At 69.9% G+C, this 22779-nt stretch carries 22 protein-coding genes; 13 read left to right on the plus strand and 9 right to left on the minus strand.

The window, feature by feature from the left end; genetic code table 11:
- Nucleotides 1-189: 189 nt before the first annotated feature.
- Nucleotides 190-1788, plus strand: a complete 1599-nt coding sequence (locus UA75_RS11055; protein ID WP_075740169.1) for an FAD-dependent monooxygenase — start codon at nucleotides 190-192, stop codon at nucleotides 1786-1788.
- 463 nt (nucleotides 1789-2251) lie between these two features.
- On the opposite strand, the gene UA75_RS11060 is transcribed toward UA75_RS11055, so the two are convergent.
- From UA75_RS11060 to UA75_RS11105, 9 genes are all read right to left on the minus strand, one after another.
- Nucleotides 2252-2866, minus strand: a complete 615-nt coding sequence (locus UA75_RS11060) for an ABC transporter permease (RefSeq protein WP_075740170.1) — start codon at nucleotides 2864-2866, stop codon at nucleotides 2252-2254.
- Nucleotides 2867-3076: 210 nt separating this feature from the next.
- Nucleotides 3077-5224 carry a GMC oxidoreductase gene (locus UA75_RS11065; protein ID WP_075740171.1) on the minus strand — a complete coding sequence of 716 codons (2148 nt, stop codon included), beginning with the start codon at nucleotides 5222-5224 and terminating at the stop codon, nucleotides 3077-3079.
- A gap of 251 nt (nucleotides 5225-5475) precedes the next feature.
- Nucleotides 5476-5883: a Dabb family protein gene (locus UA75_RS11070; RefSeq protein WP_075740172.1), complete on the minus strand. Its 408-nt coding sequence runs from the start codon at nucleotides 5881-5883 to the stop codon at nucleotides 5476-5478.
- A 57-nt stretch (nucleotides 5884-5940) separates the two neighbouring features.
- A complete protein-coding gene (locus tag UA75_RS11075; protein ID WP_075740173.1) occupies nucleotides 5941-6795 on the minus strand; it encodes an SDR family oxidoreductase in 855 nt (284 codons plus the stop codon).
- 62 nt (nucleotides 6796-6857) lie between these two features.
- Complete coding sequence (locus UA75_RS11080; protein ID WP_075740174.1) at nucleotides 6858-8276, minus strand: MFS transporter; 1419 nt, start codon at nucleotides 8274-8276, stop codon at nucleotides 6858-6860.
- A gap of 1551 nt (nucleotides 8277-9827) precedes the next feature.
- On the minus strand, nucleotides 9828-10217 hold the full coding sequence (locus UA75_RS11090; protein ID WP_075740176.1) for a SchA/CurD-like domain-containing protein: 390 nt from the start codon (nucleotides 10215-10217) through the stop codon (nucleotides 9828-9830).
- A 196-nt stretch (nucleotides 10218-10413) separates the two neighbouring features.
- Nucleotides 10414-11079: a TenA family protein gene (locus tag UA75_RS11095; protein ID WP_075740177.1), complete on the minus strand. Its 666-nt coding sequence runs from the start codon at nucleotides 11077-11079 to the stop codon at nucleotides 10414-10416.
- A 158-nt stretch (nucleotides 11080-11237) separates the two neighbouring features.
- On the minus strand, nucleotides 11238-13082 hold the full coding sequence (asnB, locus tag UA75_RS11100) for an asparagine synthase (glutamine-hydrolyzing) (RefSeq protein ID WP_075740178.1): 1845 nt from the start codon (nucleotides 13080-13082) through the stop codon (nucleotides 11238-11240).
- A gap of 46 nt (nucleotides 13083-13128) precedes the next feature.
- Nucleotides 13129-14298, minus strand: a complete 1170-nt coding sequence (locus UA75_RS11105; protein ID WP_075740179.1) for a nucleotide disphospho-sugar-binding domain-containing protein — start codon at nucleotides 14296-14298, stop codon at nucleotides 13129-13131.
- Nucleotides 14299-14555: 257 nt separating this feature from the next.
- Here UA75_RS11105 and UA75_RS11110 point away from each other — a divergent pair, with 257 nt between their 5' ends.
- The 12 genes from UA75_RS11110 to UA75_RS11165 all read left to right on the plus strand — a co-directional run bounded on the left by UA75_RS11110 (nucleotide 14556) and on the right by UA75_RS11165 (nucleotide 22739).
- A complete protein-coding gene (locus UA75_RS11110) occupies nucleotides 14556-15239 on the plus strand; it encodes an SDR family NAD(P)-dependent oxidoreductase (RefSeq protein WP_075740180.1) in 684 nt (227 codons plus the stop codon).
- 286 nt (nucleotides 15240-15525) lie between these two features.
- Nucleotides 15526-16299, plus strand: coding sequence for a hypothetical protein (locus UA75_RS11115; RefSeq protein WP_075740181.1), 774 nt, complete (start codon nucleotides 15526-15528; stop codon nucleotides 16297-16299).
- A 339-nt stretch (nucleotides 16300-16638) separates the two neighbouring features.
- Nucleotides 16639-16974, plus strand: a complete 336-nt coding sequence (locus UA75_RS11120; protein ID WP_075740182.1) for a TcmI family type II polyketide cyclase — start codon at nucleotides 16639-16641, stop codon at nucleotides 16972-16974.
- The gene (locus tag UA75_RS11125; RefSeq protein ID WP_075740183.1) at nucleotides 16971-17399 is read left to right on the plus strand and encodes a cupin domain-containing protein; all 429 of its coding nucleotides are present in this window, start codon (nucleotides 16971-16973) and stop codon (nucleotides 17397-17399) included. Before UA75_RS11120 ends, UA75_RS11125 begins: the two co-directional genes overlap by 4 nt.
- A complete protein-coding gene (locus tag UA75_RS11130; protein WP_075740184.1) occupies nucleotides 17396-18664 on the plus strand; it encodes a beta-ketoacyl-[acyl-carrier-protein] synthase family protein in 1269 nt (422 codons plus the stop codon). The genes UA75_RS11125 and UA75_RS11130 overlap by 4 nt, the downstream gene beginning before the upstream one ends.
- A 113-nt stretch (nucleotides 18665-18777) precedes the next feature.
- Nucleotides 18778-20019 (plus strand): ketosynthase chain-length factor, encoded by a 1242-nt coding sequence (locus UA75_RS11135; RefSeq protein WP_075740185.1) that lies wholly within the window; start codon nucleotides 18778-18780, stop codon nucleotides 20017-20019.
- A 58-nt stretch (nucleotides 20020-20077) separates the two neighbouring features.
- Nucleotides 20078-20338 (plus strand): acyl carrier protein, encoded by a 261-nt coding sequence (locus UA75_RS11140; RefSeq protein ID WP_075740186.1) that lies wholly within the window; start codon nucleotides 20078-20080, stop codon nucleotides 20336-20338.
- A gap of 4 nt (nucleotides 20339-20342) precedes the next feature.
- Nucleotides 20343-20810: an SRPBCC family protein gene (locus tag UA75_RS11145; protein ID WP_075740187.1), complete on the plus strand. Its 468-nt coding sequence runs from the start codon at nucleotides 20343-20345 to the stop codon at nucleotides 20808-20810.
- Between the two features lie 28 nt (nucleotides 20811-20838).
- Nucleotides 20839-21300 carry a DUF1772 domain-containing protein gene (locus UA75_RS11150; RefSeq protein WP_075740188.1) on the plus strand — a complete coding sequence of 154 codons (462 nt, stop codon included), beginning with the start codon at nucleotides 20839-20841 and terminating at the stop codon, nucleotides 21298-21300.
- Between the two features lie 37 nt (nucleotides 21301-21337).
- Nucleotides 21338-22090: an SDR family NAD(P)-dependent oxidoreductase gene (locus UA75_RS11155; RefSeq protein WP_075743670.1), complete on the plus strand. Its 753-nt coding sequence runs from the start codon at nucleotides 21338-21340 to the stop codon at nucleotides 22088-22090.
- Nucleotides 22090-22440, plus strand: a complete 351-nt coding sequence (locus UA75_RS11160) for an antibiotic biosynthesis monooxygenase family protein (protein WP_075740189.1) — start codon at nucleotides 22090-22092, stop codon at nucleotides 22438-22440. Before UA75_RS11155 ends, UA75_RS11160 begins: the two co-directional genes overlap by 1 nt.
- Nucleotides 22437-22739: an antibiotic biosynthesis monooxygenase family protein gene (locus UA75_RS11165; RefSeq protein ID WP_075740190.1), complete on the plus strand. Its 303-nt coding sequence runs from the start codon at nucleotides 22437-22439 to the stop codon at nucleotides 22737-22739. The genes UA75_RS11160 and UA75_RS11165 overlap by 4 nt, the downstream gene beginning before the upstream one ends.
- Nucleotides 22740-22779: the final 40 nt, after the last annotated feature.

Raw genomic sequence — 22779 nt, forward strand, 5'->3', positions numbered from 1 at the left:
GCGTGCGGACGGTCGTCTCGTCCGCACGTCCTCGGCCACGCCGACTCCCGCCGGTGCACTCGTCCGCCGCTGCGGTCCGGCCGACGCGGCGGCGGACCGAGGGACCAGTACCGACAAGGACCGCGGAGCAGCCGTGTTCCCCGAGGGCTCCGCGTCATCGACGACGGACTCAGACGAAAGGCAGCTGGCATGACGACACCTGACGAGCGGGTACCGGTGCTGATCGTGGGCGGGGCACTGGCGGGCCTGTCGACCGCGGTCTTCCTCGCCTCGCACGGGGTGAAGGCGCTCGTGGTGGAGCGACACCCCGACACCCTCCTGCATCCCCGCGCACGGGGGATCAATCCCCGCACCGTGGAGACCTTCCGGCAGGTGGGGCTCGAAGCCACGCTGCGTGCCGAGGCGAGCATGAACGCCGACTTCGGCTCCCTGCCGATGCTCCGGGCGGAGACGTTGGCGGGTCGGGAGATCTTCTCCGGGCCTGCCGACCAGCCCGATCCCAGCGGTGACGTCAGCCCCACCACCTGGGTGCCCATCGACCAGGATCGACTGGAGCACGTCCTGCGGGCCAAGGCCGTGGAGCTGGGGGCCGAGCTGCGGTTCGCCACCGAGGCCGTCTCGCATCACCAGGACGCCGACGGGGTGTCCGTGGTGCTGCTCGACCGCGAGACGGGGCGGCAGCGCACCGTCCGGGCCGACTACCTGGTGGCCGCCGACGGCGGTCGCAGCCCGTTGCGGGAGGCGCTGGGCATCGGCGTGCAGGGGCCCGGCATGTTCGCCACGACCCTGTCGGTGCTGTTCGAGGCGGACCTGACGCAGGCGTTACGCGGTCGGCGATTCGGCATGTCCTACCTGGACAAGCCGCATCCGCAGACGGTGATCTACCCGCACGACGGCGAGCGGCGGTGGATCTTCGCGACCCGCATCCCCGAGGGCCGGGTCCTGGAGGAGATGACCGACGATGAGTTTCGCACGTTGATCAAAGCCGCCATCGGGCTGGACGACGTCGACGTCACGATCCTCGCGCAACTGCCTGCGGGCGGCGTGAAGGCGCTGCGATTCGACCTCGGTGCGCAGGTCGCTCAGCGGTATCGGGCGGGTCGGATCTTCCTCGTCGGCGACGCGGCACACCTCGTGCCACCGACCGGCGGCTTCGGCGCCAGCCTGGGCATCCAGGACGCGCACAACCTGGCCTGGAAGCTGGCCGCCGTGCTGGACGGCAGTGCCGCGCCCGTCCTGTTGGAGACCTACGAGCGTGAGCGGCAGGCCGTCGCGTTCCTCACCTTCCGACAGTCCCTGGCGCTGATGCACGACCGGACCGGCGACGACGCGGACAAGGATCACTCCGCCGACTACGGGGCCACCGTCTTCGGTTATCGCTACGACGACGGGGCGCCCGTCGCGCCGAGCGACCTGACCGGTCAGCCGGGCACCCGTGCCCCGCATGTCGTCCTCACCGACGGCGCGGCCGAATCCTCGTCGCTGGATCTGTTCGGTGCGTCGTTCGTCCTGCTCACCTCGGGTGCGGGGGACTGGGCTGAGGCCGGGGCGAAGGCCTCGGCACGGACCGGTGTCGCGCTGTCGGCCCACGTCGTCGACGGGACGGACTCCGATCTGCGCAGCGTCGCGGGCGGATTCGCCGCCGCCTATGGCATCGAGGGCGGCGGGGCGGTCCTGGTGCGACCCGACGGGTTCGTCGCCTGGCGGGCCGAGGCGTCCAGCGCCACGGCCGAGGACGAGCTGACTGCGGCGCTGCTGGCGGCGACCGCGCGTACCGACGTCGGCTGAGGCTCGCCGACGGCCCGCGCGGCAGGCTCGGTGGACGAGCGGGTGACGACGGTCGACTGCCTGCGTCGAGGGCAGGCGCGTCGTCGACTGCCCTCGACATCCGGGAGGCCGTCGGCCCGGTGCGCGCCCTGGTCTGCGCGAGCAGATCGGGCAGACGTTCGCCGGGCCGCCGTGGGCCGGCGAGATCCTGGCCCGCGCGAGGCGCCCGACCGGATTGCGGCGGCAGACTCCGTGGTCGCCCTCGGTGCCGGGGCGGCGACCCGGCCGGTATGGATCACCTGCCCCGAGATGACCGCGCACGCACGCGCACCGGCGAACCGTGCCGTGCCCGCCGCCGCAGACCGGCGACGCCCCCGGCCGAGCGCCGTCTGAATGACGGAGCGCCGTGACGAACGACGAAGCGCGGTGGTCCGTGGCGGACCACCGCGCTCCGCCTTCGCGGGGGAGACGGGATGAGACGGGCTCAGCCGAGGGCCGCGAGGCGGCGCCCTTCGAAGCGGGCGGCGAGGAGGTAGCCGCCGCCACCGGCGATGGCCAGCACCCAGAAGGGGCCCGGCCCGGTGAGGAAGAGCGCGGCGGTGGAGATGAGCGCGAGCCAGCTGCCGAGGGAGTAGTGCAGGACATTGCGGCGGACGGCGCCCTCGGCGATGTTGATCATGCCGACGATGAACACGGCGCCGATGGGGAAGAGGGAGTTCTCGACGTCCGAAGGCAGGTCGACGTTACTCGTCAGACCCGTGATGGCGAGGGTGACGGCGATGAAGCCGGTGCCCCAGGCGCTGCCGATGAGCTTCTCTCCTGCGATGACGTCCGGGGTGGCGCCGCGCTGGGCGAGCTTGCCTCCGATGAGGGAGCCCGCCACGCCGGGCACGATGCCCATCGCGAGCAGGACGAAGGGTAACCAGCCAGGCAGGTTCACCAGGGGATCGTCGCCCGCGGACAAGGCGAAGGCGCCGTAGCCGAACACGAAGGCGAAGGCGAAGCTCATGTACGGGCGACGGCTGTCGATCGGGTTGGGGCCGGGGACGCTCGCGGCGTCGCCTGCAGCGGAGGTCGTAGCGGCGGTCGAGTCGTTCATGGTGAGTCTCCGGTCGGGCTCTCGTCGACTGGGCATGGGTCGGGTGACTGCACGGTGAGGAAACGGGAGGCGGCAGGGATCTGCTCCGCGCCCGTGACGCCCGCGCGGGGTGATACGCGGCGCTCAGGGATCAGTCGTCGGTCGGGCTCCCCTCGTCAGATCGCGCCCGAGACGTCGCCGAGGAGCGCGGCCGCCTCGTCGAGCGATCGGTCACGGGGTCCGCCGCTGTAGCGCGGAGGTCGTGAAGAAGGACACGAAGCGGGTGAGCGCGTTCAGGCGGCGGGTGCGGGTGAATCCCCTTCCGGACATCGACGTTCCGAGCCGCACCAGGTCGCGGGTGCCGATGGTCAGCACGAAGCGCTGGACCTCGCCCGGCTCGCCGTCGACAGGGGAGATCTCGGTCCGCAGCGTGGTCAGCCCGGCCAGGAGGTCCACCGGGTTGCGGGACCGGACGGTCTTGGTGCCCGAGAGCTGCCACGGACGTCCCTGGTCGTCCTGGAAGCGCAGTGCGTACACCATCGCCTCGTGCCTGCCCTGGGGGAACAGCGACAGCGTTCCCGAGATCTCTACGTGCGTGGCGACGTCATCGATGTCGACCATGCCCCGCATCGACACCGTGTGCGCCTCGTCGGCGAGGAACGGGTCCAGGCCCGGAATCTCCGCCCGCAGGGACAGGACCATCCTCGGGTGCTCTCGGACGTGCGTGGCCATCTGTTCCTCGAAGACGATGCCGTCGCCCTTGGTGGCGGCGTGGAGCTTCGACTGGGACAGGTAGGCGCTGTCCTCGGGGACGTCGGCGGGCACCACCGAGTCCCATTCCGGTGCGCGCCACTCGGGTCGGCCGGATCGGCGGATGATCGTCTCCATCGACCGTTCCGCGGCGGCGAGGATCGTGGCGGAGGGGTTCACCCCGGTCGCTGCGGGAATCACCGAGCCGTCCATCACGAACAGGCCCGGATAGCCGTGTACCTCGCCCGCCTCGTCGACGACGCCGGTGGCGACGTCGGAGCCGGAACGCACCCCGCCCAACGCGTGGACGGTGATGGTGCGGCGGAGGAGGGACCAGGTGAAGGGGTTGTACAGCCGAGCGTCGAGGAGCTGCGCGATCGCCGGGCCGACACGCGTCTGGGACTTGTACAGCTGGGCCTGCCACCGGTTGTTCCAGGCCAGCGTGGCCTCGCCCCTGGCGTCCAGCCGCAGCGTCCCCTTACCCGAGTCCTTCCCCATTGCCAGCACGGTGAAGGTCTGGCGGGGATCGGTGTGCCGCACGCTGCGCTGCCACCAGTCGCGGACCTTCCTGCCGGGCAGGACCGTGTCGAACAGGGCGTTCAGCGGCGGAGGGAAGGCGCCGTCCTGCACCTGGTACCACACCGACCGCCGTCCCTCCGGCACGTCCAACACGGCGTTGGTCGTGATGGTGGGCCCCGTGGTCATGTCCGGCCGCTTGCCTCGCAGCTCGGCCAGCGTGAGGAAGTCGCCGTTGCCGGAGAATCCCTTGCCGAGCTGCTGAGAGAGGCCGGGCAGGGTGCGGTGCACGTCGCGGGAGCGGAGCAGGAGCTCGTTGGTCGCCACCGCACCGGCGGCGAGCACGACCTTGGGTGCGACCCACGTGCGCAGGGCGGCGTCGGGGTCGGAGGGGGTCGAGGCGTACACCGTGTAGCTGTCACCGTGCCGCTCGATGCGCTTGACCTGTGCGTCGGTGACGGCACGGGCGCCCGCATTCTCCGCTGCGGTGAGGTAGGTGTAGTCCAGCGTGTTCTTCGCTCCGTGGTTGCAGCCGATCACGCACTCACCGACGAACGCACATCCTCGGCGGGGAGCACCGTGGACGTTCGGCCGCCAGGTGTCCGGATCGCCGAAGGTCACCGCCAGGTTCGGCCGCACGGTGGCCTCGTCCTTGTCCGTGCCTTTGAGGAGTCCTTCCATGAGCTCCGTGCGGGGCGGTACCTTTCCGGTGCGGGGATCGTTGCCCACCGGCGAGACCCCCATCATGTGCGCGGCGAGGTCGTAGTACGGGTCGAGTTCCTCACGTCGTAGATGGGCAGGCCATTGTTCGCCCAGCGCCTGTCCGAAGGGGCGGGCGAACACGTTCGCGTAGACGAGTGATCCGCCGCCCCAGCCTGCCGCCTGGACACTGCCCATGTTGTCGAGCCAGCGGATGTCGTAAAGCCCTCGATCGAGGTCCCATAACCAGCCGTCCGTCAGCTCGGGCGCGCGGGGGAAGTCACCGAGCTTCCAGCGTCGGCCGCGTTCGAGGACGATGACCGAGAACCCGGCCTGCGCGAGGCGGGCAGCGGCCACGGCACCGCCGAACCCGCTGCCGACGACGATGGCATCGGCGTCGAATTGATCAGTCATGAGCGTTCCCTTCGGGGCGGGTGCCGTCGTGGGTGGGAGTGGCGCCCGCCGTGGACGGGCGTGTGGTCCGGGAGGACGGTGCGCCGCCGGACCAGAGATGCGGCCTGTTCGAAGAGGCGGCCGCAGCCCGGCACCGGGCGCACCGAACGACGTCTTCGCCCTGGCCGGCCAGGGCGGGACGAGGGCCGGGGCGGGCGCGAGGCCGTGGTCTGCCGTGGTGCTGCGACCAGCGGCCCCGCGCCCGTCGGCGGTCAGGCCGCGTGCTTGCCGGGCGCGGCGCTGCCCTTGTACTCCTTCAAGTTGGAGATCAACTCGACGAGGTCGGGCGTGGCGTCGAACCGGCGCTGGTGGATCGCGGCGAGCTTCGCGTCCATCTCCGGGTCCGGGTCGTCGGTGATGTCGAACGACGCGAACTTCTCGATCAGCGGCAGCCCCATCCGGTCGATCGCCAGGTGCGCCGGGTCGTTCATCATCTTCTCGTAGGTCTCGAGGTCCTCGACCGCGGAGACGGCTCCGTACTGGTACTCCCCGCCGAAGTCACGGCCGAAGACTCCGGACGAGTCGCCCGTGCTCTGCGCGCCGAGGCCCTCGACGATGGCGTCCGCCGTCTCCTTCGGGACGTCGGGCTTGATCGTGAAACGAATGCAGTGGTAGATCATGGCGGTTTCCTTTTCGCGGGTGTTCGGTGAACAGACCGATTACGGGTGAATCGGTGGTCAGGCCTGGCCGAAGAGCGCGGCGTGATCGCGGGCGAAGTCGGCGACGTCGCGAGCGGGACGTCCGGTGAGATCGGCGACGGAGGTGTGCACCTCGGCGGCCTCACCCTTGGCGTAGTGGGCGTAGTCCTCGACCAGGCCCGCCAGCTGCCACGGCGGGACCATTCCGGACAGAGCGGCGGTGAACTGCTCGGCGGGCACGTCCTGGAAGGCGATCTCCCGCCCGGTTGCCGCCGCCAGCGCCTGCGCGATCTCCTCATGGGTGACCGCCCGGGGGCCGGTCAGGGTGTAGGTCTGACCGGTGTGTCCCTCGCCGGTCAGCACCGCTGCGGCGGAGTCCGCGATGTCCCGGGTGTCGATCGCGCTGACGGCGGCCTCGCCGATGGGCGCGCCGAACCAGCCCTGTGCGATGGTGGGGGCGAAGCCGAGCAGCGACTGCAGGTAGAGATTGGGACGCAGCACCGTGTAATCGAGGCCGAGCTGCTGCACGTGCTTCTCGACCTCGGCGTGCCAGCGCAGGAACCGCACCGGCGAGTCCGTGCGCGCCGCGTACTGCGAGAGCAGCACGAGCCGATTCACCCCGGCCTTGACGGCAAGGTCGGCGAACCGGATCTGCAGCTCGGCGGCGTCCTCCTCCGAGGGGCTGTTGAGGAAGACCGCGTCGACGCCCTCGAGAGCGGCGGTGATCGAGTCCGGGTCCCGCAGGTCGGCGACGACGTTCTCGACGTCGGAGATCGACCGGTGGGAGTTGCGGATCATCGCGCGGACGGTGGCGCCGCGAGCCTGGAGAGCGGGGACCAGGGTGGACCCCACGGTCCCGGTCGCTCCGGTCACGAGCACGGTGGGTGCGTTCATTGTCTGGCGTCCTTATCTCGGTGTCGCCGAGGCCGTTCCTCGGCGGGGGGCTGTGTCGGGGCTCAGTGCATTCCTGTGGTGGCCTGGGTCGGCCGTGTTCGGGCAGGGGGGACGAGTGAGATCGCGAAGGCGACGAGGATGAGCACGGTCAGGGCGAGGAACGCGGTCGTGAACGAGATGTCCCCGTCGGCTCCGGCGGAGCCGATGGCGATCCCGGCCAGTGCGGCGAGACCGATCGCGCCGCCCAACTGCTGTGCGGTGCTGATCAACCCACTGACCAGGCCTGATTCGCCTTCCTTGCTGTCGCGCACCGCCATCGTGGTCGCATTGATGGTGCCGAGCCCGAAGCCGCTGCCGAGGAGCAGGAACGCGCCGATGAGGCTCACGGACAGGCCGCTGGTCGTCGGGTTCAGCGCCAGCCACAGCAGGCCTGTGAGCAGCAGGGCGAGCGCGGTCCGGAGCGAGCGGTCCGGACCGATGCGCTTGGCCAGCAGGGGCGAGGCGGCGCTGCCCGCGATGATCATGGCGGCGAAGGGGACCTGGGCCAGCCCGGTCGCCAACGCAGTCATCCCGAGCACCTCCTGCTGGTACAGGGGGAGGAAGAAGAGCAGGCTCGTCATCGTGGCGCCGAGCATCATCATCACCGAGCTCGCCATGACCACCGGTCTCGTGCGGAAGACGCCGAGCGGAACCAGGGGATGCGAGCAGCGGTTCTCGGTGATCACGAACGTCGCGAGGGAGGCGATGCCGATCCCGAGGCCGATCAGCGTGCCGGGCGCGGCCCAGCCGACCTCGGCGGCGAGGATCATGCTCAGTGCGAGTGCGGAGACTCCCACGGTGATCGTGATGGCACCGAGGACGTCGAACCGGCCGGGCCTGCCAGGGAACGCAGGCACCGCGCACGCCACGAGGATCGCGCTGATGACGCCGAACGGCACCGGGGTCCAGAACACCGACTGCCAGCCGAGCAGCTCGGTCAGCGTTCCGCCGAAGAAGACGCCGAGCAGACTGCCGATACCCGTGACCACGCCCCAGACGCCCATGACACGCGTGCGTTCCGTCGGCGACGGGTAAAGGGCGAGCAAGAGCGCCAGCGCGGAGGGCATCAGGACCGCGGCCCCGATTCCCTGCCCGATCCGCCCGATGATCAACGCAGGCCCGGTGGCGGCCAATGCGGAGCCCACCGACGCCACGAGGTAGACGGACATGGCGGCGAGAAACGTTCTCCGGGGCCCGAGCAGGTCGGCGAGACGGCCGCCAAGCAGCAACAGGCCGGCCAAGGACACCAGATAGCTGCTTGCGACCACCGTCAGTTCGGCGGCCGAGAGTCCCAGGCCCTCGCGGATCGCAGGCCCCGCGAGATTGACCATCGCGGTGCTGAGGACGACCAGGAAGGTGGAGGTCGCCAGGCCGGCCATCGCCACACCGCGCGGCACCCGTGGGCGGGCGGGCACCGTGGTGGTTGCGGTGTCGTTGCTCATCGCCTTTTTCCTTGTCCAGAGAGTGTGTGCTGCCACGTTCCGGAGCGCCTGCCGCCAGGGCGGCCGGAGCCGCGGAGGCTGGGGCGCCGCAGGCTCGTGCGGTGCGTCCGTCGCCTTGCGCTCTGATGATAGTGACTGGTCACTATCATCAGAGCCGAAAGAAAGGCTCCTCCTCGGAGTCTGCGGTCAAGAAAAGCCGGGCCCGCGCGTCGTCTTCGGTACCGGCCGACGTGCCATCCATGATGGACCGTCGGCGAGACGGCGGGGAGGTCGTGCGCTCGGCCGGTGTCGATCTCTGGACGGAACCTCAGCCCGCCTGGAGACCTCCCGTGTCCACCCGTGCATCACGGACCTCGGATGTCGGGATCCGCTCAGGTCGGTCACCCCTGAAGCAGGACGAGCCTCACCTCATGCATCGAAACGCCGGATCCGTCGCCATCGTCGGCAGCGGATCGCCGTCGGTCGCTTCGGGAGGGCGACTCCCGTTCGGCCGATGCGGATGCACGCCGTGGCGCTGCGATGAAGCTCCGTCTCAGGGAGAGGACTCGGATGAGGTGCGGGCGGGAGACCTCGGCATCCATGGCGATGGCCGCAGTCGAGCGGCCGTGCAGCCCGTTGCGACTCAACTCCTGCAACGTCACCGCGAGGGTCTGCTCGCGACGACGCTCGATGTCGATTCGTGGTCTCCGACCGACCGTCATGGTTGATAGTTAACAGTCACTACCAAGTCCGTGTCAACTCGCACCGCCGTGACGGCCACGCGTGGACCGGCCATCGTCGATGACCTGGTCGAAGGAACGGAGTTCCCCTGACGGCGGTGGCAGGCCGCTCGCCGGGCCGCCGCGACGCCAGCGGTCCTTCCTGGCAACTCTGAGCTGGCGTTTTCCGGTTGTCGACGACAGTCGGCCGCTGTGCGGAAGGAGGAGGGGTGAGCCACCGAATTCCGGTGCCGATACTGTGATCTAGGCCGCATCGAGCAGCGAGGCGACTCTGGCCCTGGCGGATCTCGGACACTCCGTCGCAAGCCGTGTTCCCGTTCCGGCTCCCGGGCCGGGGGATGGGCCTGCCTCGCTCTGGGCGTCGGCCGACAGCGCCGGTCAGGGACTTCACCGGGCTTCGGCGTCCGTCGCCGAGTGGGGTGACCAGGCCCCTGGCGGGGACGGCGACATCGAGCGTCGGAGGTGTCCCGGCACCTCCGGGGCGCCGTCCCTGAGTCGCCGGAGACCACCGATGGACGGAGGCCAGCGCACTCCGGTCCGGTCTCGGTGCCGCGCCGCAGACGATCCCGACGTGCGGCGGACCAGCTGCCGTCCGCCGGGTGCGGCGGGGACGGCACCGTCGATCGCGAGACACGAGCCCGGACCTCATGTCCCCCGACGACGATCACGTGCACGCCGACGAGACGGCCCGGCTTCCCACGGGTCGGGTGTCCAATCGCCCGGCCGAAGGTCGGCGATGCGGCGGGTTTCGGCGAGCCCGGCTCGGGCGGACTCGTGTCCCGCCGAGCCGGATCTCACCAGCGCCGAGCCGACACCCGCCGCAGGCCGAGTCTCAGGACGCGGTGGCCACCTCGGCCTCGCGCGGTACGGAGATCTGGGTGACCGAACGCAGCATGCTCTGCTTGAAGGTCGCCACGAATCCCTCGACCGTGCCGGTGTCCCGAGGGTTGTTCAGATACGGCGCGAGTCTGCGCTCCACCTCCCGGACCCCGGGCTGCACGGCCATGAATCGTGCGACGGCATCGAGGTCGCCCTCGTACTCGATGAAGCGGACCAGCAGCCCGTCCCGGATGAAGACGGCCGTGGCCAGGATCTTGGCGGCCTCCCGTCCCTCGTCGTCGGGGACGGCAGGGGACCTGACCCGGCGAAAGCCGCTGAAGACCTCGGCGACCTCGTCCTCATGGCCGGGCTTGATGTCGTAGGTGATCGCGACGAACGGCATCGGACTTCTCCTCGTCATCTGTCGAGCGGGCTGTTCTCACTGGCGGTGAATCTCATCCGCGGTCCCGCGCATCCCGCGTGCGGGATCGACGAGACGGCCGTTGCAGTGACTCGGCGCCCGGACTCCACTCGCCCGTGTCGTGACGAGGCGGGTGAAGCGGGGAACCGGCGGGCAGGCCTACGGTCGTCCTGCCTGGTCACACCGGCCAGCCTGCGCGAGACCAGGCTGTCTCGGCGAACGCCCATTCGTAACGGATGCTGAGCGAGAACTGCTCGACGAGCTCTCGGCGCTGGGCGGTCGAGGCCTGTTCGGCCACGGCGTCGACCATGGCCAGGAAGCCCTTGACCGCGTAGCGGTATCCCTCACCCGGGTGATAGACCTCGATCCACGGCGCGTAGCGCGGCGAGGAGCGACGGGCGAGCAGATCGTCGGAGACCTGATGGTTGAACCAGACCATCGGCAGCAGCGCGCCGACCCCCGCGACGAAAGAGGTCGCCGAGGCGGCGGCGAAGAAGGCGCTGTGCGCATGCGTGGCCGGGTCCACCGGCGCGGTCTCCGTCGCGGCCCGCAGGCCCAGGTCCGGCGCCAGCTCGCCGTAGGCGGCGCGCAGCCGGTCGCGGGCCTCCAGCGAGTTGAACGCCGAGCGGCCGAACAGCGCCGTGTGTGCGTCCGACGGCGCGGCCGAGGCAGTCCTGGCCAGCGCTCGCGCATAGGCGGGGAGCAGGTGCAGGGTGTCCTGTTCCACGAAGTGACTCAGACATTCCGGCGGCAGCGTCCCGTCCCGCAGGCCGGACCAGAACGGATGGTCCTTGACCTTCGCCAGCACCGGCTCCGCGAGTTCGATGAGCTCTTCGTGAAACATGTTGCACCCTCCTGAGGAGACAGTGGACGTGGTCGCGCCGCCCCGCTCGACCCGAGGACGCCGCACCCGGCCGGCGACCGCAGGGCTGCTCCGCGGCGCGTCAGACCACCGGGCGGAACAGCCACGGAGCCGGACCTGGCCGGACCGGGACGGCGGAGTCACAGTTCGAGGCGCACCTGGTACTGCCGCAGCCAGCTGTCCAGCTGCAACACCATCTCGACGTCGCGCCGCTCGCCCCAGCCGGTGCTCTCGATGGGACGGCGCGCGCGGAACAGCTCGGACGACGACTGCTCGTCGAGCAGCGGCCGGACCGGGCTGCTCGGATCGGTCATCACCGCGTCGAACTCCTCGCGCAGCAGCCGTCCGTACCCGGGGTCCTGCGTCACGGGGAACGGACTCTTCTTGCGTTTCAGCACCGACGGCGGCAGCAGATCCGCGACGGCGGCCCGCAACACGCTCTTCTCCATCCCGTCGGCGTTCTTCATCTCCCACGGGATGTTGAACGCGTACTCGACCAGTCGGTGGTCGCAGTACGGGACACGCAGCTCCAGCCCCACGGCCATCCCGAGCCGATCGTCGCGGGCCAGCAACAGCGGAAGCCAGTGCGTGAGATGCAGGAATCCGGTCTGCCGCATGAGTCGGGCCTGGTCGTCCTCGCCGTCGAGCCACGGCGTGGCCGCCACGGCGGCGGCGTAGTGATCCCGCGAATAACCGGGCACGTCGACGCGCGTGAGCAGCGACTTGTCGAGCAGCCCCGTGCTGCGACCCAGCGGCGACTTCTTCAGCCCCATCGCGACCCAGGGGAAGTTCCCCGAACTCAGCAGGCTCGGGTCGCGGAAGGACTGATAGCCGCCGAACAGCTCGTCGGCGATCTCGCCCATCAGGGCGACGGTCGAGCGCTCCCGCACCGATCGCAGCAGCAGATACAGCGATCGGTCCATGTCGGGGATCGGCGTGGGCAGGTCCTGGGCGTGCAGCGTGGCGAGCGCGACGACTGGGTCCACCATGTCCGACGTCCGCAGCCGCACCGGCTCGTGCCGGGTGCCGAGGTGCCGCGCGACCTCCACGGCGAAGGGCGAGTCGTTGTCCTGGTGCCAGTGGTCCCTTCGAAAGTTCTCCTCCTGGCCCTCGAACTCCACGGAGAAGGTACGTACCTGCTCCGACGAGGCCATCCCGGCGAAGGCGGCGATGGCACTGGAATCGAGCCCGCCGGAGAGCAGCGTGCACAAGGGGACGTCCGACACCAGTTCGGCCGCGACGGACTCGGACAGCAGGTGCCGCACCGTCGCCACCGTCGTCTCGAAGTCGTCGGTGTGCTCCCGGCTCGCGACCGACCAGTAGCGGCGCTTCTCCATCGACTTCTGTCGGACGAGGATCACCTGGCCGGGCTCGACCTCGGCGATGTCCCGGTAGACGGCCTTGCCGGGCGTGGAGATGTAGGTGAGCAGCTCGGCCAGGCCCTCGGTGTCGACCACCGCGTCGATCAGCGGATGGGCGAGGAGCGCCTTGGGCTCCGAGGCGAAGGCGATCCCCTCGCCTACCCGCGAGTAGAACAGCGGTTTGACGCCCAGCCGGTCCCGCGCCAGCATGAGCTGCCTGGCGCGCGGGTCCCAGACGGCGAAGGCGAACATGCCGTCCAGCCGGTCCACACAGGCCGGTCCCCACTCCAGATAGGAGCGCAGGACGACCTCGGTGTCGCCGTCGGAGTGGAAGCGATGTCCCCGGCTCACCAGCTCCGCACGCAGCGCGCGGAAGTTGTACACCTCGCCGTTGTAGACCAGCACGGCCAGGGTCTGGCCGTGCTCCTCCGCCCGCGCAGGCTGACGGCCGCCGGGCAGGTCGATGACGGCGAGCCTGCGGAAGCCGAGCGCGGCGCGTTCGTCGGCCCACACGCCCTCGTCGTCGGGTCCTCGGTTGGCCAGGGTGGCCACCATGGTTCGAACCGTGCTGACCTGCTCTCGTAAGTCGCGCTGGAAGTCGATCCAACCCGCGATTCCGCACATCTCGTCGTCAACCCCGTTCCCGGTGGGCGGCTGTCTGGTCTCTGGGTCAGCCGACCGGCGTCGGCACGGCGGCCAGCGCCGCCAGCTCGGCGACGACGTCGGCGGGCGGAGCCGAGACACGCATCTCCTCGGCGACGGCACGGGCCCGGTCGGGCGCGTGGCCTGCGAGGACGCGGTCCACCGACTCACGCAGCGTCTCCGGCGTCAGGTCGCCGGGATCGAGCACCTCGCCGACGCCTGCGGCGCGGACCTGGCCGGAGTGACCGGCGTGGTCGGGGAGCCTGGGCACCAGGAGCAACGGCAGCCCGTGGCTCAGCGTCGTCAGGATCGTGCCTGCACCGCCGTGGCCGACGAGCAGATCACAGCTCGGCAGGATCGCGTCCACCGGCGTGTCGACCAGGACGGTCGCGTTGTCGGGCACGTCGTCGACCAGCGGTCGCTGCGCAGCGGACACGGCCGCGACCACCTCGACGTCGGAGGTGCCCAGTGCGGAGAGGATCTCGGGCAGCAGGAACAGCGACGGGTCGAGCTTGGCCATCGTGTGTCCCCAAGTGACGCACACGCGAGGGCGAGAGGTGCGGGCGGGCAGTGGTACGACGGCGGGACCGGACCCGTTGAACGGCACGTAGCGCATCGGGATGCGTCGGTAGTCCGTAGGCACCTGGAGGCTCGTGGGCGTCGGGTCGACGGTGGCGACGCCGAAGGGCTCCAGATCGGTCAACTCGTGCCGCTCGCCGAGCGGGGCCAGCAGTTCGGGCAGTATTCCCCTGGCCCGCAGCAGGAGATCGGTGCCGTACAGGTGCCGCACCGAGGGCACACCGATCGCCGAGGCCGCGATCGGCCCGGCTAACGCGGTCGGCTCGTGCACGATCAGGTCCGGTCGCCAGTCTCTGGCGAGCGTGACCAGGTCGTCGACCATGGACTCGGCGTGGGCCAGGAACATCCGCATGGCGCGCGGGCCCTTGCCGGTCTGCTTCGCCTGTCCCGTCAGCTCCTCGCTGCGGGCGGAGGGCAACACGTAGCCGCGGACCAGGTCCGCGGCGTCGACGTCGGCGCCGACGGTGGCCGACGGCAGTCCGGTGCTGATCATCTCCCTCGCCAGCTCCGGCTGACTGACGACCAGCACCTCGTGTCCCGCCGCGCGGCAGGCCCACGCGAGCGGCACCATCGCGTAGAGGTGTGACGGCCATGCCCATGTCGTGAACAGCACCCGCATCGTCTGCTCCCATCCCTGCCTGCCGTCGGTCGACTCCGAGCGCGGATCACCGTGACGGACCGGACTCGCACGGCGCTCAAAGACCGATGGGAGCACCGAGGCTCTTCGCAGCTCACGGGCGGACGTCCCAGTGATCGTCGAGCGACGCGGAACACGATCTGCCAGGCGATCCGTCGGCGGACGTGCGAGTGCCCGCCGGTCGGCGGCGAGCCGCCCAGGGGCGAACCCGCCCGGGGTGACCAGGTGAGGAGGATCAGGTGAGCACTGGACGTACCGCGCTGGTCACGGGCGCGAACAGGGGACTCGGCCGGGCGGTGGCCGCCGCACTGCATGCCAGAGGGCTGCGGGTGGTGCTGGCGGGTCGCGATCGGTCCTCGGTGGAGCAGGCGGCGGCCGAACTGGGCGCGGGGGCCTCGGGATGCGTCCTGGACGTGACCGACTCGACGAGCGTCCTGGCCGCCCGTGCGCTGATCGGCCCGGTGGACGTGCTGGTCAACAACGCGGGCGTCCTGCTGGACGGCGGCGGTGATCCCCTCACGGTCGATCTCGACCTGGTACGAGACACCCTCGCCGTCAACGTGCTCGGCTCGTGGCGGGTGTCGCAGGCCTTCGTGCCGGACATGGTCACGCGGGGCTGGGGACGGGTGGTGATCGTCTCCAGCGGGACGGGATCGTTCAGCAACGGCCTCTTCACCGGCGCACCGGGATACTCCGTCTCCAAGACCGCGCTCAACGGCCTCACCACCATGCTCGCCGCGCAGACCGAGAACACTGGAGTGCTCGTCAACGCCGTCAACCCCGGCCCCACACGGACCCGGATGATGCCCCGTGCCGAACGCAGTCCCGAGGAGGCGGGCGAACTGATCGCGGATGCCGCGACGCTGCCCGACGACGGGCCGTCCGGCCGATTCCTGCGGGGGACACAGGTGCTGCCGTGGTGATCGGCGATGCCTGCCGTCTTCGTTCCCGAGGCGGCCATCGCGCCCGTCGAGGCTTTCGTGCCGCCGCGTCGGAGCGGCGGCCCGTCCTCGACGTCGGGGGCCTCGCTGGTCGCCGTCGTCCGGCCTCGGCAGGCCCCGCTCGGGCGGGCCGGTTCGTGAACGGAAGCAGTCATACGCGGTTCGGCCGATGACTGGGAGGGCGCCGTCGCGTAACGTATACGTAGTACGGCTACTTTTCGATTCCCCTGGGCATGCAGACCCGGTTCGGGAGGACGGTACCGCTGGTATGGACGCCGACCGGGGCGACTCCGCTTCTGGCAGGCTGCTGGTGCTGCCGATCACGGAGAGTCGCTGTCGTGAGGCGCGGTACATGGGAGCGGAACTGGCCGTGCAGGCAGGCACCTTCGGTCGGGTCGCCAATCCCGGCACCGTGGTGCTGAGTGGTCCGATGCCGCAGTGGCGGGCGGACAGGCCGTCCAGGTCGGCCGCGCTCGAGCACGTCGTCGAGAAGTCGTTCTCGGTGCGCGCCTGGCTGGTGATCGAGGGCGAGCCCGACCGACGTGTCGGCCCCGTGCTGAACAATCTCGACGCGGACGTGCTGTCGGAGACCCTCGTCGAACTCGTCATGGTCGCCGCGGGCATGGAACCGAGGGCGGACGCCCGGCTCGTCGTCGCGGTGCAGCGGTTCGTCGACGTGGAGGCCACCGTCCTGGCGGTCCTGCGGGACGAGACGGTGCGGCTGCGCACCTGTTGGGGACTGGCAGAGGCCGTGGACGGACCGCCGTACTTCGACGAGCTGTGGCTCACCGCAGACGGACTCCGGGTGCTGCGGGAGCGAGTGGTCGACAAGCCGATCGCGACCCGGGCGGCCTTCGGCGGCACCGAGGGGCGCTCCGTGCCCCGCGGCCGTCGCCGCATTCCGGTCCTCGATCCGGCGGGGGCCAGGCTGGTCGCGACGCTGGCCGCCGAACTCGACGCGGGCATCTCGGCCTCCGTCGAATGGGAGTTCGGACTGCTTGCGGACGAGGTCGTCCTGTTGTCGTGTCCCCCTACCGAGTGATCTTCGCCGATCGAGTGATCAGGAGCGACTGACCTCGTCGATCTGTTGTGCCGTCGACGGGTGCAAGTGCAGGCGCGAATCCTCGGTCTGCCCAGTCGTTCTCCAGGCCTCCTCGCCCGGTCGCAGCGCTGGTGACAGGCCTGCGGACGAGTGCGGAAGGCGGGAGAAGGCCCCGACGAGCGGGCCGACGTCTTTGCGCTGTTCTGAAAGGGTTTCGCGTCGGGCTGCCTGCCGCCCATCACCGGTCGACCAGGGCTCCAGTTCGGTTCGAGGCCCCGTTGAGGGTCGATTGTCACGCTCGTCGGGTCCGCTCGACCGCGCGACCGCAGGAGGCCGACCGTGCATCGCACTCTGATCGTCGCCAAGCTCAAGACCGACGATCCCGCTCATATCGCAGAGGTGTTCGCCGAGTCGGACGCGACCGACCTCCCCAGGATGGTCGGGGTGTCCAGACGCACCCTCTTCAACTTCCACGACCTCTACTTCCATCTGGTCGAGGCGGATCAGGACATCCAGCCAGACCTTTACCGGGCGCGGTCGCACCCTCTCTACACCGACATCAACACCCGGCTCACCGAGTTCGTGTCGCCCTACGACCCGAACTGGAAGGAGCCGAGGGACGCGATGGCTTCGCCGTTCTACGTCTGGACATCTGAGCAGGGGAGGATCGCGTGACCGCGACACGACCAGTCAAGATCAACTCTTCCGACGCCGCACCGAACCGCAAGCGCGGTGGGGATCTGCGCGTCACGCTCAGCCCGAAGACCGTCGGCTGCACCTCCGGCTTCGGCGGCATCCTCTGGCTCGAGCCCGGTGAGTTCGTCACCGAGCACTATCACCCGCACTCCGAGGAGTTCCTGCACGTCGTCGAGGGCAGCCTGGAGATGAGCCTGGACGACGTCCCGGTCTCGCTCGGCCCCGGCGACTCCCTGCTGGTGCCGATCGGCGTGCGTCACCGGCTGGTCAACGTCGGCGAGGTCCGGGCACATGCGGTCTTCCATCTCTCGCCGTTGGCCCCCCGGCCGGAGCTCGGTCATGTCGACACCGAGAAGCCCACCGCCCCCGACGCGCCGAACCCGGATGTCGGAGGGCCCAGGTGAATCGCAAGGTCGTCGTCACCGGCATCGGGGTCGTCGCGCCAGGCGGGGTCGGCCGAGAGGCCTTCTGGGACCTGCTCACCGCCGGGCGCACCGCCACCCGGACGATCAGCATGTTCGACCCGTCGAAGTTCCGCTCGCAGATCGCCGCCGAGGCCGACTTCGACGCGACCGCGGCGGGCCTGACCGCCCGTGAGATCCGCCGGATGGACCGGGCCGCACAGTTCGCGGTGGTCAGCGCCAGGGAGGCGTTGGCCGACAGCGGAGTCGATCTGACGGCGGACCCCGGCCGCGTCGGAGTGAGCGTCGGTAGCGCGGTCGGCTGCACGATGGGCCTGGAGGAGGAGTACGCGGTCCTCTCCGACAACGGGCGGAACTGGCTGGTCGACCACAGCTACGGGGTGCCGCACCTCTACGGCTACATGGTGCCGAGCACCTTGGCGGTCGAGGTGGCCAGGGACGTGGCGGCCGAGGGGCCGGTCAGTCTGATCTCCACCGGCTGCACGTCCGGGCTCGACGCGGTCGGTCATGGAGCGGCGCTCATCAGGGAGGGCAGCGCCGACATCGTGATCGCCGGTGCCACCGACGCGCCGCTCTCCCCGATCACGGCAGCCTGCTTCGACGCCATCAAGGCCACCTCGCCCCGCAACGACGATGCGGAGCACGCCTCCCGGCCCTTCGACGCCACGCGCAACGGATTCGTCCTCGGCGAAGGCAGCGCGATCATGGTGCTGGAGGACGCCGAGTCCGCTCGGCGACGGGGCGCGCACGTCTATGCCGAGCTGGTCGGCTTCGCCGGGCGGAGCAACGCCTTCCACATGACGGGCCTCAAGCCCGACGGCAGGGAGATGGCCGAGGCGATCCGCGTCGCGCTCGACCAGGCCAGGATCAACCCCTCCGACGTCGACTACATCAACGCGCACGGCTCCGGGACCAAGCAGAACGACCGCCACGAGACGGCCGCCTTCAAACGCAGCCTCGGCGAGCGTGCCTATGAGGTGCCCGTCAGCTCCATCAAGTCGATGGTCGGCCACTCGCTCGGGGCCATCGGCTCGATCGAGGTCGCCGCCTGCGCACTGGCTCTCGATCGGCAGGTCGTGCCGCCGACGGCCAACCTGGAGAACTCCGACCCGGAGTGCGACCTGGACTACGTGCCGAAGATCGCTCGGGACCACGACATGGACGTCGTGCTCAGCGTCGGCAGCGGTTTCGGCGGCTTCCAGAGCGCCATGCTCCTGGCCCGGCCGGGAGCGGTGGCTCCGCTGTAAGAGCCTGTTTTTGATCCCCCTGGCCCCGCGCAACAGGAAAGTGGGAATCAAAAACAGGCTCTAAGAGCGGAGCCGGATCAGCGTCAGGAAACCCGCACGAGGAAGGCCCAGCGATGACCGCATCCGTTCGCGCGACCGGAACCGTTGTCACCGGCATCGGCGTGGTCGCCCCCACGGGCCTCGGTGTCGAGGCGCACTGGCAGGCGGTGTTGGCAGGCAAGTCCGGCATCAGCCGGATCAGCCGTTTCGATCCGTCGCCCTACCCGGTCAAGCTGGCGGGTCAGGTGCCGGGGTTCGTGGCCAAGGAGCACGTGCCCGGCAGGTTGATCCCGCAGACCGACCACTGGACTCACCTGGGACTGGCCGCGGCCCAGGCCGCGCTCGACGACGCCGGGGTGGTGCCCGCCGAGCTGCCGGAGTACGAGATGGCGGTCGTCACGGCGGGTTCGTCGGGCGGCACCGAGTTCGGCCAGCACGAGATGGAACGGCTCTACCAGAACGGCCCGTCCTGGGTCGGCGCGTATCAGTCGATCGCCTGGTTCTACGCGGCGACCACGGGACAGGTCTCCATCCGACACGGGATGCGCGGCTCCTGCGGCGTGGTGTGCAACGAGCAGGCGGGCGGCATCGACGCCGTCGGACAGGCCCGCAGGCTGCTGCGCACCGACGCGAGGCTGGTGGTCAGCGGCGGCACCGACGCCTCGCTGTGCCCGTACGGTCTCGTCGCGCAGCTCGCGACCGGTCGACTGTCCGACAGCGAGGACCCGGACCGGGCCTACCTGCCCTTCGACGTCGATGCCGCCGGCTACCTGCCCGGTGAGGGCGGCGCCATCATGATCATGGAGAGCGCCGAGGGGGCCAGGCAGCGCGGCGCCGGTGTCGGGTACGGCTCGGTGCTCGGTTATGCGGCGGGCTTCGACCCGCCGCCGGACTCCGCGCGTCCGCCGGTGCTGCGCCGCACCATCGAGCGTGCCGTTGCGGACGCGGGGCTGACTCCTGCCGACATCGACGTGGTCTTCGCCGACGCCGCCGGTGATCGCGAGGCCGACCTGGCCGAGGCCGCCGCCATCACCTCGGTGTTCGGCGCCAAGGCGGTCCCGGTCACCGCGCCTAAGACCCTGACCGGCCGGCTCTACGGCGGCGGCGGGTCCCTGGACGTGGCCACCGCCCTGCTCGCCCTGCGAGAAGGGGTCATCCCGTTCACAGCGGGGCCCACCCGCCTCGCACCCGGCATCGAGATCGACCTGGTCCTGGGACAGCCCAGGAGCGCACCGCTGCGGACCGCGCTGGTCCTGGCCAGGGGATACGGGGGATTCAACGCCGCTCTCGTGCTCGGGCGCGGTGTGGACGACTGACGCGGGGGCTCGACCTCGACCCGCTTTCGAGCAGCAGACACGGGAAGGAGACACCCGGATGAGCAGGTTCACCCTGGAGGAACTGCGGGAGATCATGCGCACCAGCGCAGGCGTCGACGAGGGCGTCGACCTGGACTCCGACATCGGAGACCTCGAGTTCGACGAGCTGGGCTACGACTCGCTGGCCGTCCTGGAGTTCGCCAGCATCGTGCAGCGCCGCTACGGCGTGCCGATCCCGGACGACATCGTTACCGAGTCTGGAACGCCTTCGAAGGCGGTCCACTTCATCAACACGCAGATCGAGAAGGCAGGGGTCTGAAGCCGTGGCGGGTCACACCGAGAACGAGATCATCATCGACGCACCGATGGACCTGGTCTGGGACATGACCAACGACATCGAGTCGTGGACGGAGCTGTTCAGCGAGTACAGCCAGGCCGAGATCATCGAGCTGCGCGAGGGCACCATCATCTTCCGCCTCGCGCTGCACCCGGACGAGAACGGGAAGGTGTGGAGCTGGGTCTCCGCCCGCACCCCCGACGAGGCCACCAGGACGGTGCGTTCCCAGCGCATCGAGACGGGCCCCTTCAAGTACATGTGGATCTACTGGGAGTACCTGCAGACCGACGAGGGCGTGCGCATGCGCTGGGTGCAGGACTTCGAGATGCGCCCGCAGGCGCCCGCGACGGACGCGGCGATGACGGAGCGACTCAATCGCAACACGCCGATCCAGATGGCTCTGATCAAGCAGAAGGTCGAGGCCGTCGCGGCCGAGGCCACCGTCTCCAGATGAGCGGGTCGACCACAGGTGGAGGTGTGGGGTGTTACAGGTGCTCCTGCCGTTGGCACTGTTAGCCAACGGCCTGTCGGCGGGTGTGTTGGTAGGTACACAACTCGGCGGCTGGCCGTTGCTGGCGTCGCTGCCGCCCGGGCGCTACGTCCACGCACACGCCTTCTTCTCCACTCGCTACGACCCGTTCATGCCTGCGTGTCTGCTCCTCACGGTGCTCCTCGACGGGGTGCTGCTCGTCGTGGCGCCCACTCCGGCGCTGCGGCTGTTATGCGCCTTGGCGGCATTGCTGGCCCTGGGCACCGTGCTTATCTCGCTGATCAAGAACGTCCCCGTCAACAAGTGGATCCAGCGGCTCGACCCGGACGATCTGCCCGCCGACTTCGATCGGGTCGATCCCCGGCGGAGCTGGGGCGGCTGGAACCAGACGCGGAGCACCCTGGCGGTACTCGCACTGCTGGTCAACTGCCTCGTCGCCGGGCTGCTCCTCTGATCACGTCGATCTTCGCGTACATCACGAGAGGAAGATGATGGACCTCAATCTCAAGGGCAAGAAGGCACTGGTGACCGGCGGCACCCGTGGCGTCGGGCGGGGGGTGGTGCTGGCGCTGGCGAGGGCGGGTGTCGACGTGGTCACCTGCCACCGGCAGGAGAGCGAGGCGGTCGCCTCCCTGGAACGCGAGCTGAAGGAGATCGGCGGCAATCACCGCGTCGTGCTGGCCGACCTGGCCGAGCCGACCCAGATCGCCGAGCTGCTGGACGAGGCGGGCAAGCACCTCGGGCATCTCGACCTGGTGGTGAACAACGCAGGCGCGATCAGCCACGTCCCCTACGGCGATCTCGACCTCGCCGAGTGGCGACGAGTCATCGACACCAACCTCACCGCGTCGCACCTGGTGATCCAGCACTCCCTGCCGCTGCTGAGCGAGGGAGCCTCGGTGATCAGCATCGGCTCGAAGTCCTCCGAGGTCGGCATTCCGCTGCGCGCGCACTACACCGCGACCAAGGCGGCGCTGCGCGGACTGAGCCGGTCCCTGGCCAAGGAGTTCGGCAAGAAGGGCTATCGATTCAACGTCCTGGCCCTCGGCGTCATCGAGACCGAGGCCATGCAGGCGATGCCTGCCGAGCAGCGCGAACTGATGGTTCAGCGCTACAGCGACAAGACCGCCCTCGGCAGGCTCGGCAAGCCGGAGGAGGTCGCGGGTGCGGTCCTCTGGCTGGCCAGCGACCTGTCCCGTTACGTCACCGGCGCCACTATCCACGTCGACGGAGGAATCTCCTGATGTCTGAATCCACTGCTTTTCGCGTGATGCTTCGCATGCAGATCAAGCCGGGAATGGAGCAGGACTTCGAGCGGGTCTGGCTCGAAGTCGGCGACTCCGTCACCTCGCATCCGGCCAACCTCGGCCAGTGGCTGTCGCGCAGTGACGAGGAGGGCGTCTACTACATCGTCAGCGACTGGGTGAGCGAGCCGCTCTTCCGCGAGTTCGAGACCAGCGACCGCCACCTCCAGCACCGGCAGCAGCTCCATCCCTACCGGTCCGGCGGCTCCATGACGACCATGCACGTCGTCGCCCATCTTCGGGGCGATGGCGCCGATGTGACACATCGGGAGTGGGAGGCCGCTCGATGACGGGGGAGGTGCGGGTCCTCGTCTATCACGCGGCCGAGGACCCCTCCGCCATCGAGCAGGCCTACCACCAGGCCAGCCATCAACTTCAGGGCGTTCCCGGGCTGCGCGGCAACGAGCTGCTGCGATCGGTGCACGACCAGAGCGGGTTCGTGGTGGCCAGTTCCTGGGAGAGTCTCGAGGCTTTCCAGGCCTGGGAACAGGGCGCAACGCACCGGGACAGCACGGCGCCGCTGCGGCCCTTCCGCGACACGCGGCTGCCGGTTCCCTTCGCGATCTATCAGGTGGCGGCGGCGTACTAGTCCGCCGCTCTCCACCGCTCAGCTCTTGGGACGGGGGCAC

Source organism: Actinoalloteichus sp. GBA129-24 (assembly GCF_001941645.1).
Lineage (GTDB): Bacteria > Actinomycetota > Actinomycetes > Mycobacteriales > Pseudonocardiaceae > Actinoalloteichus_A > Actinoalloteichus_A fjordicus.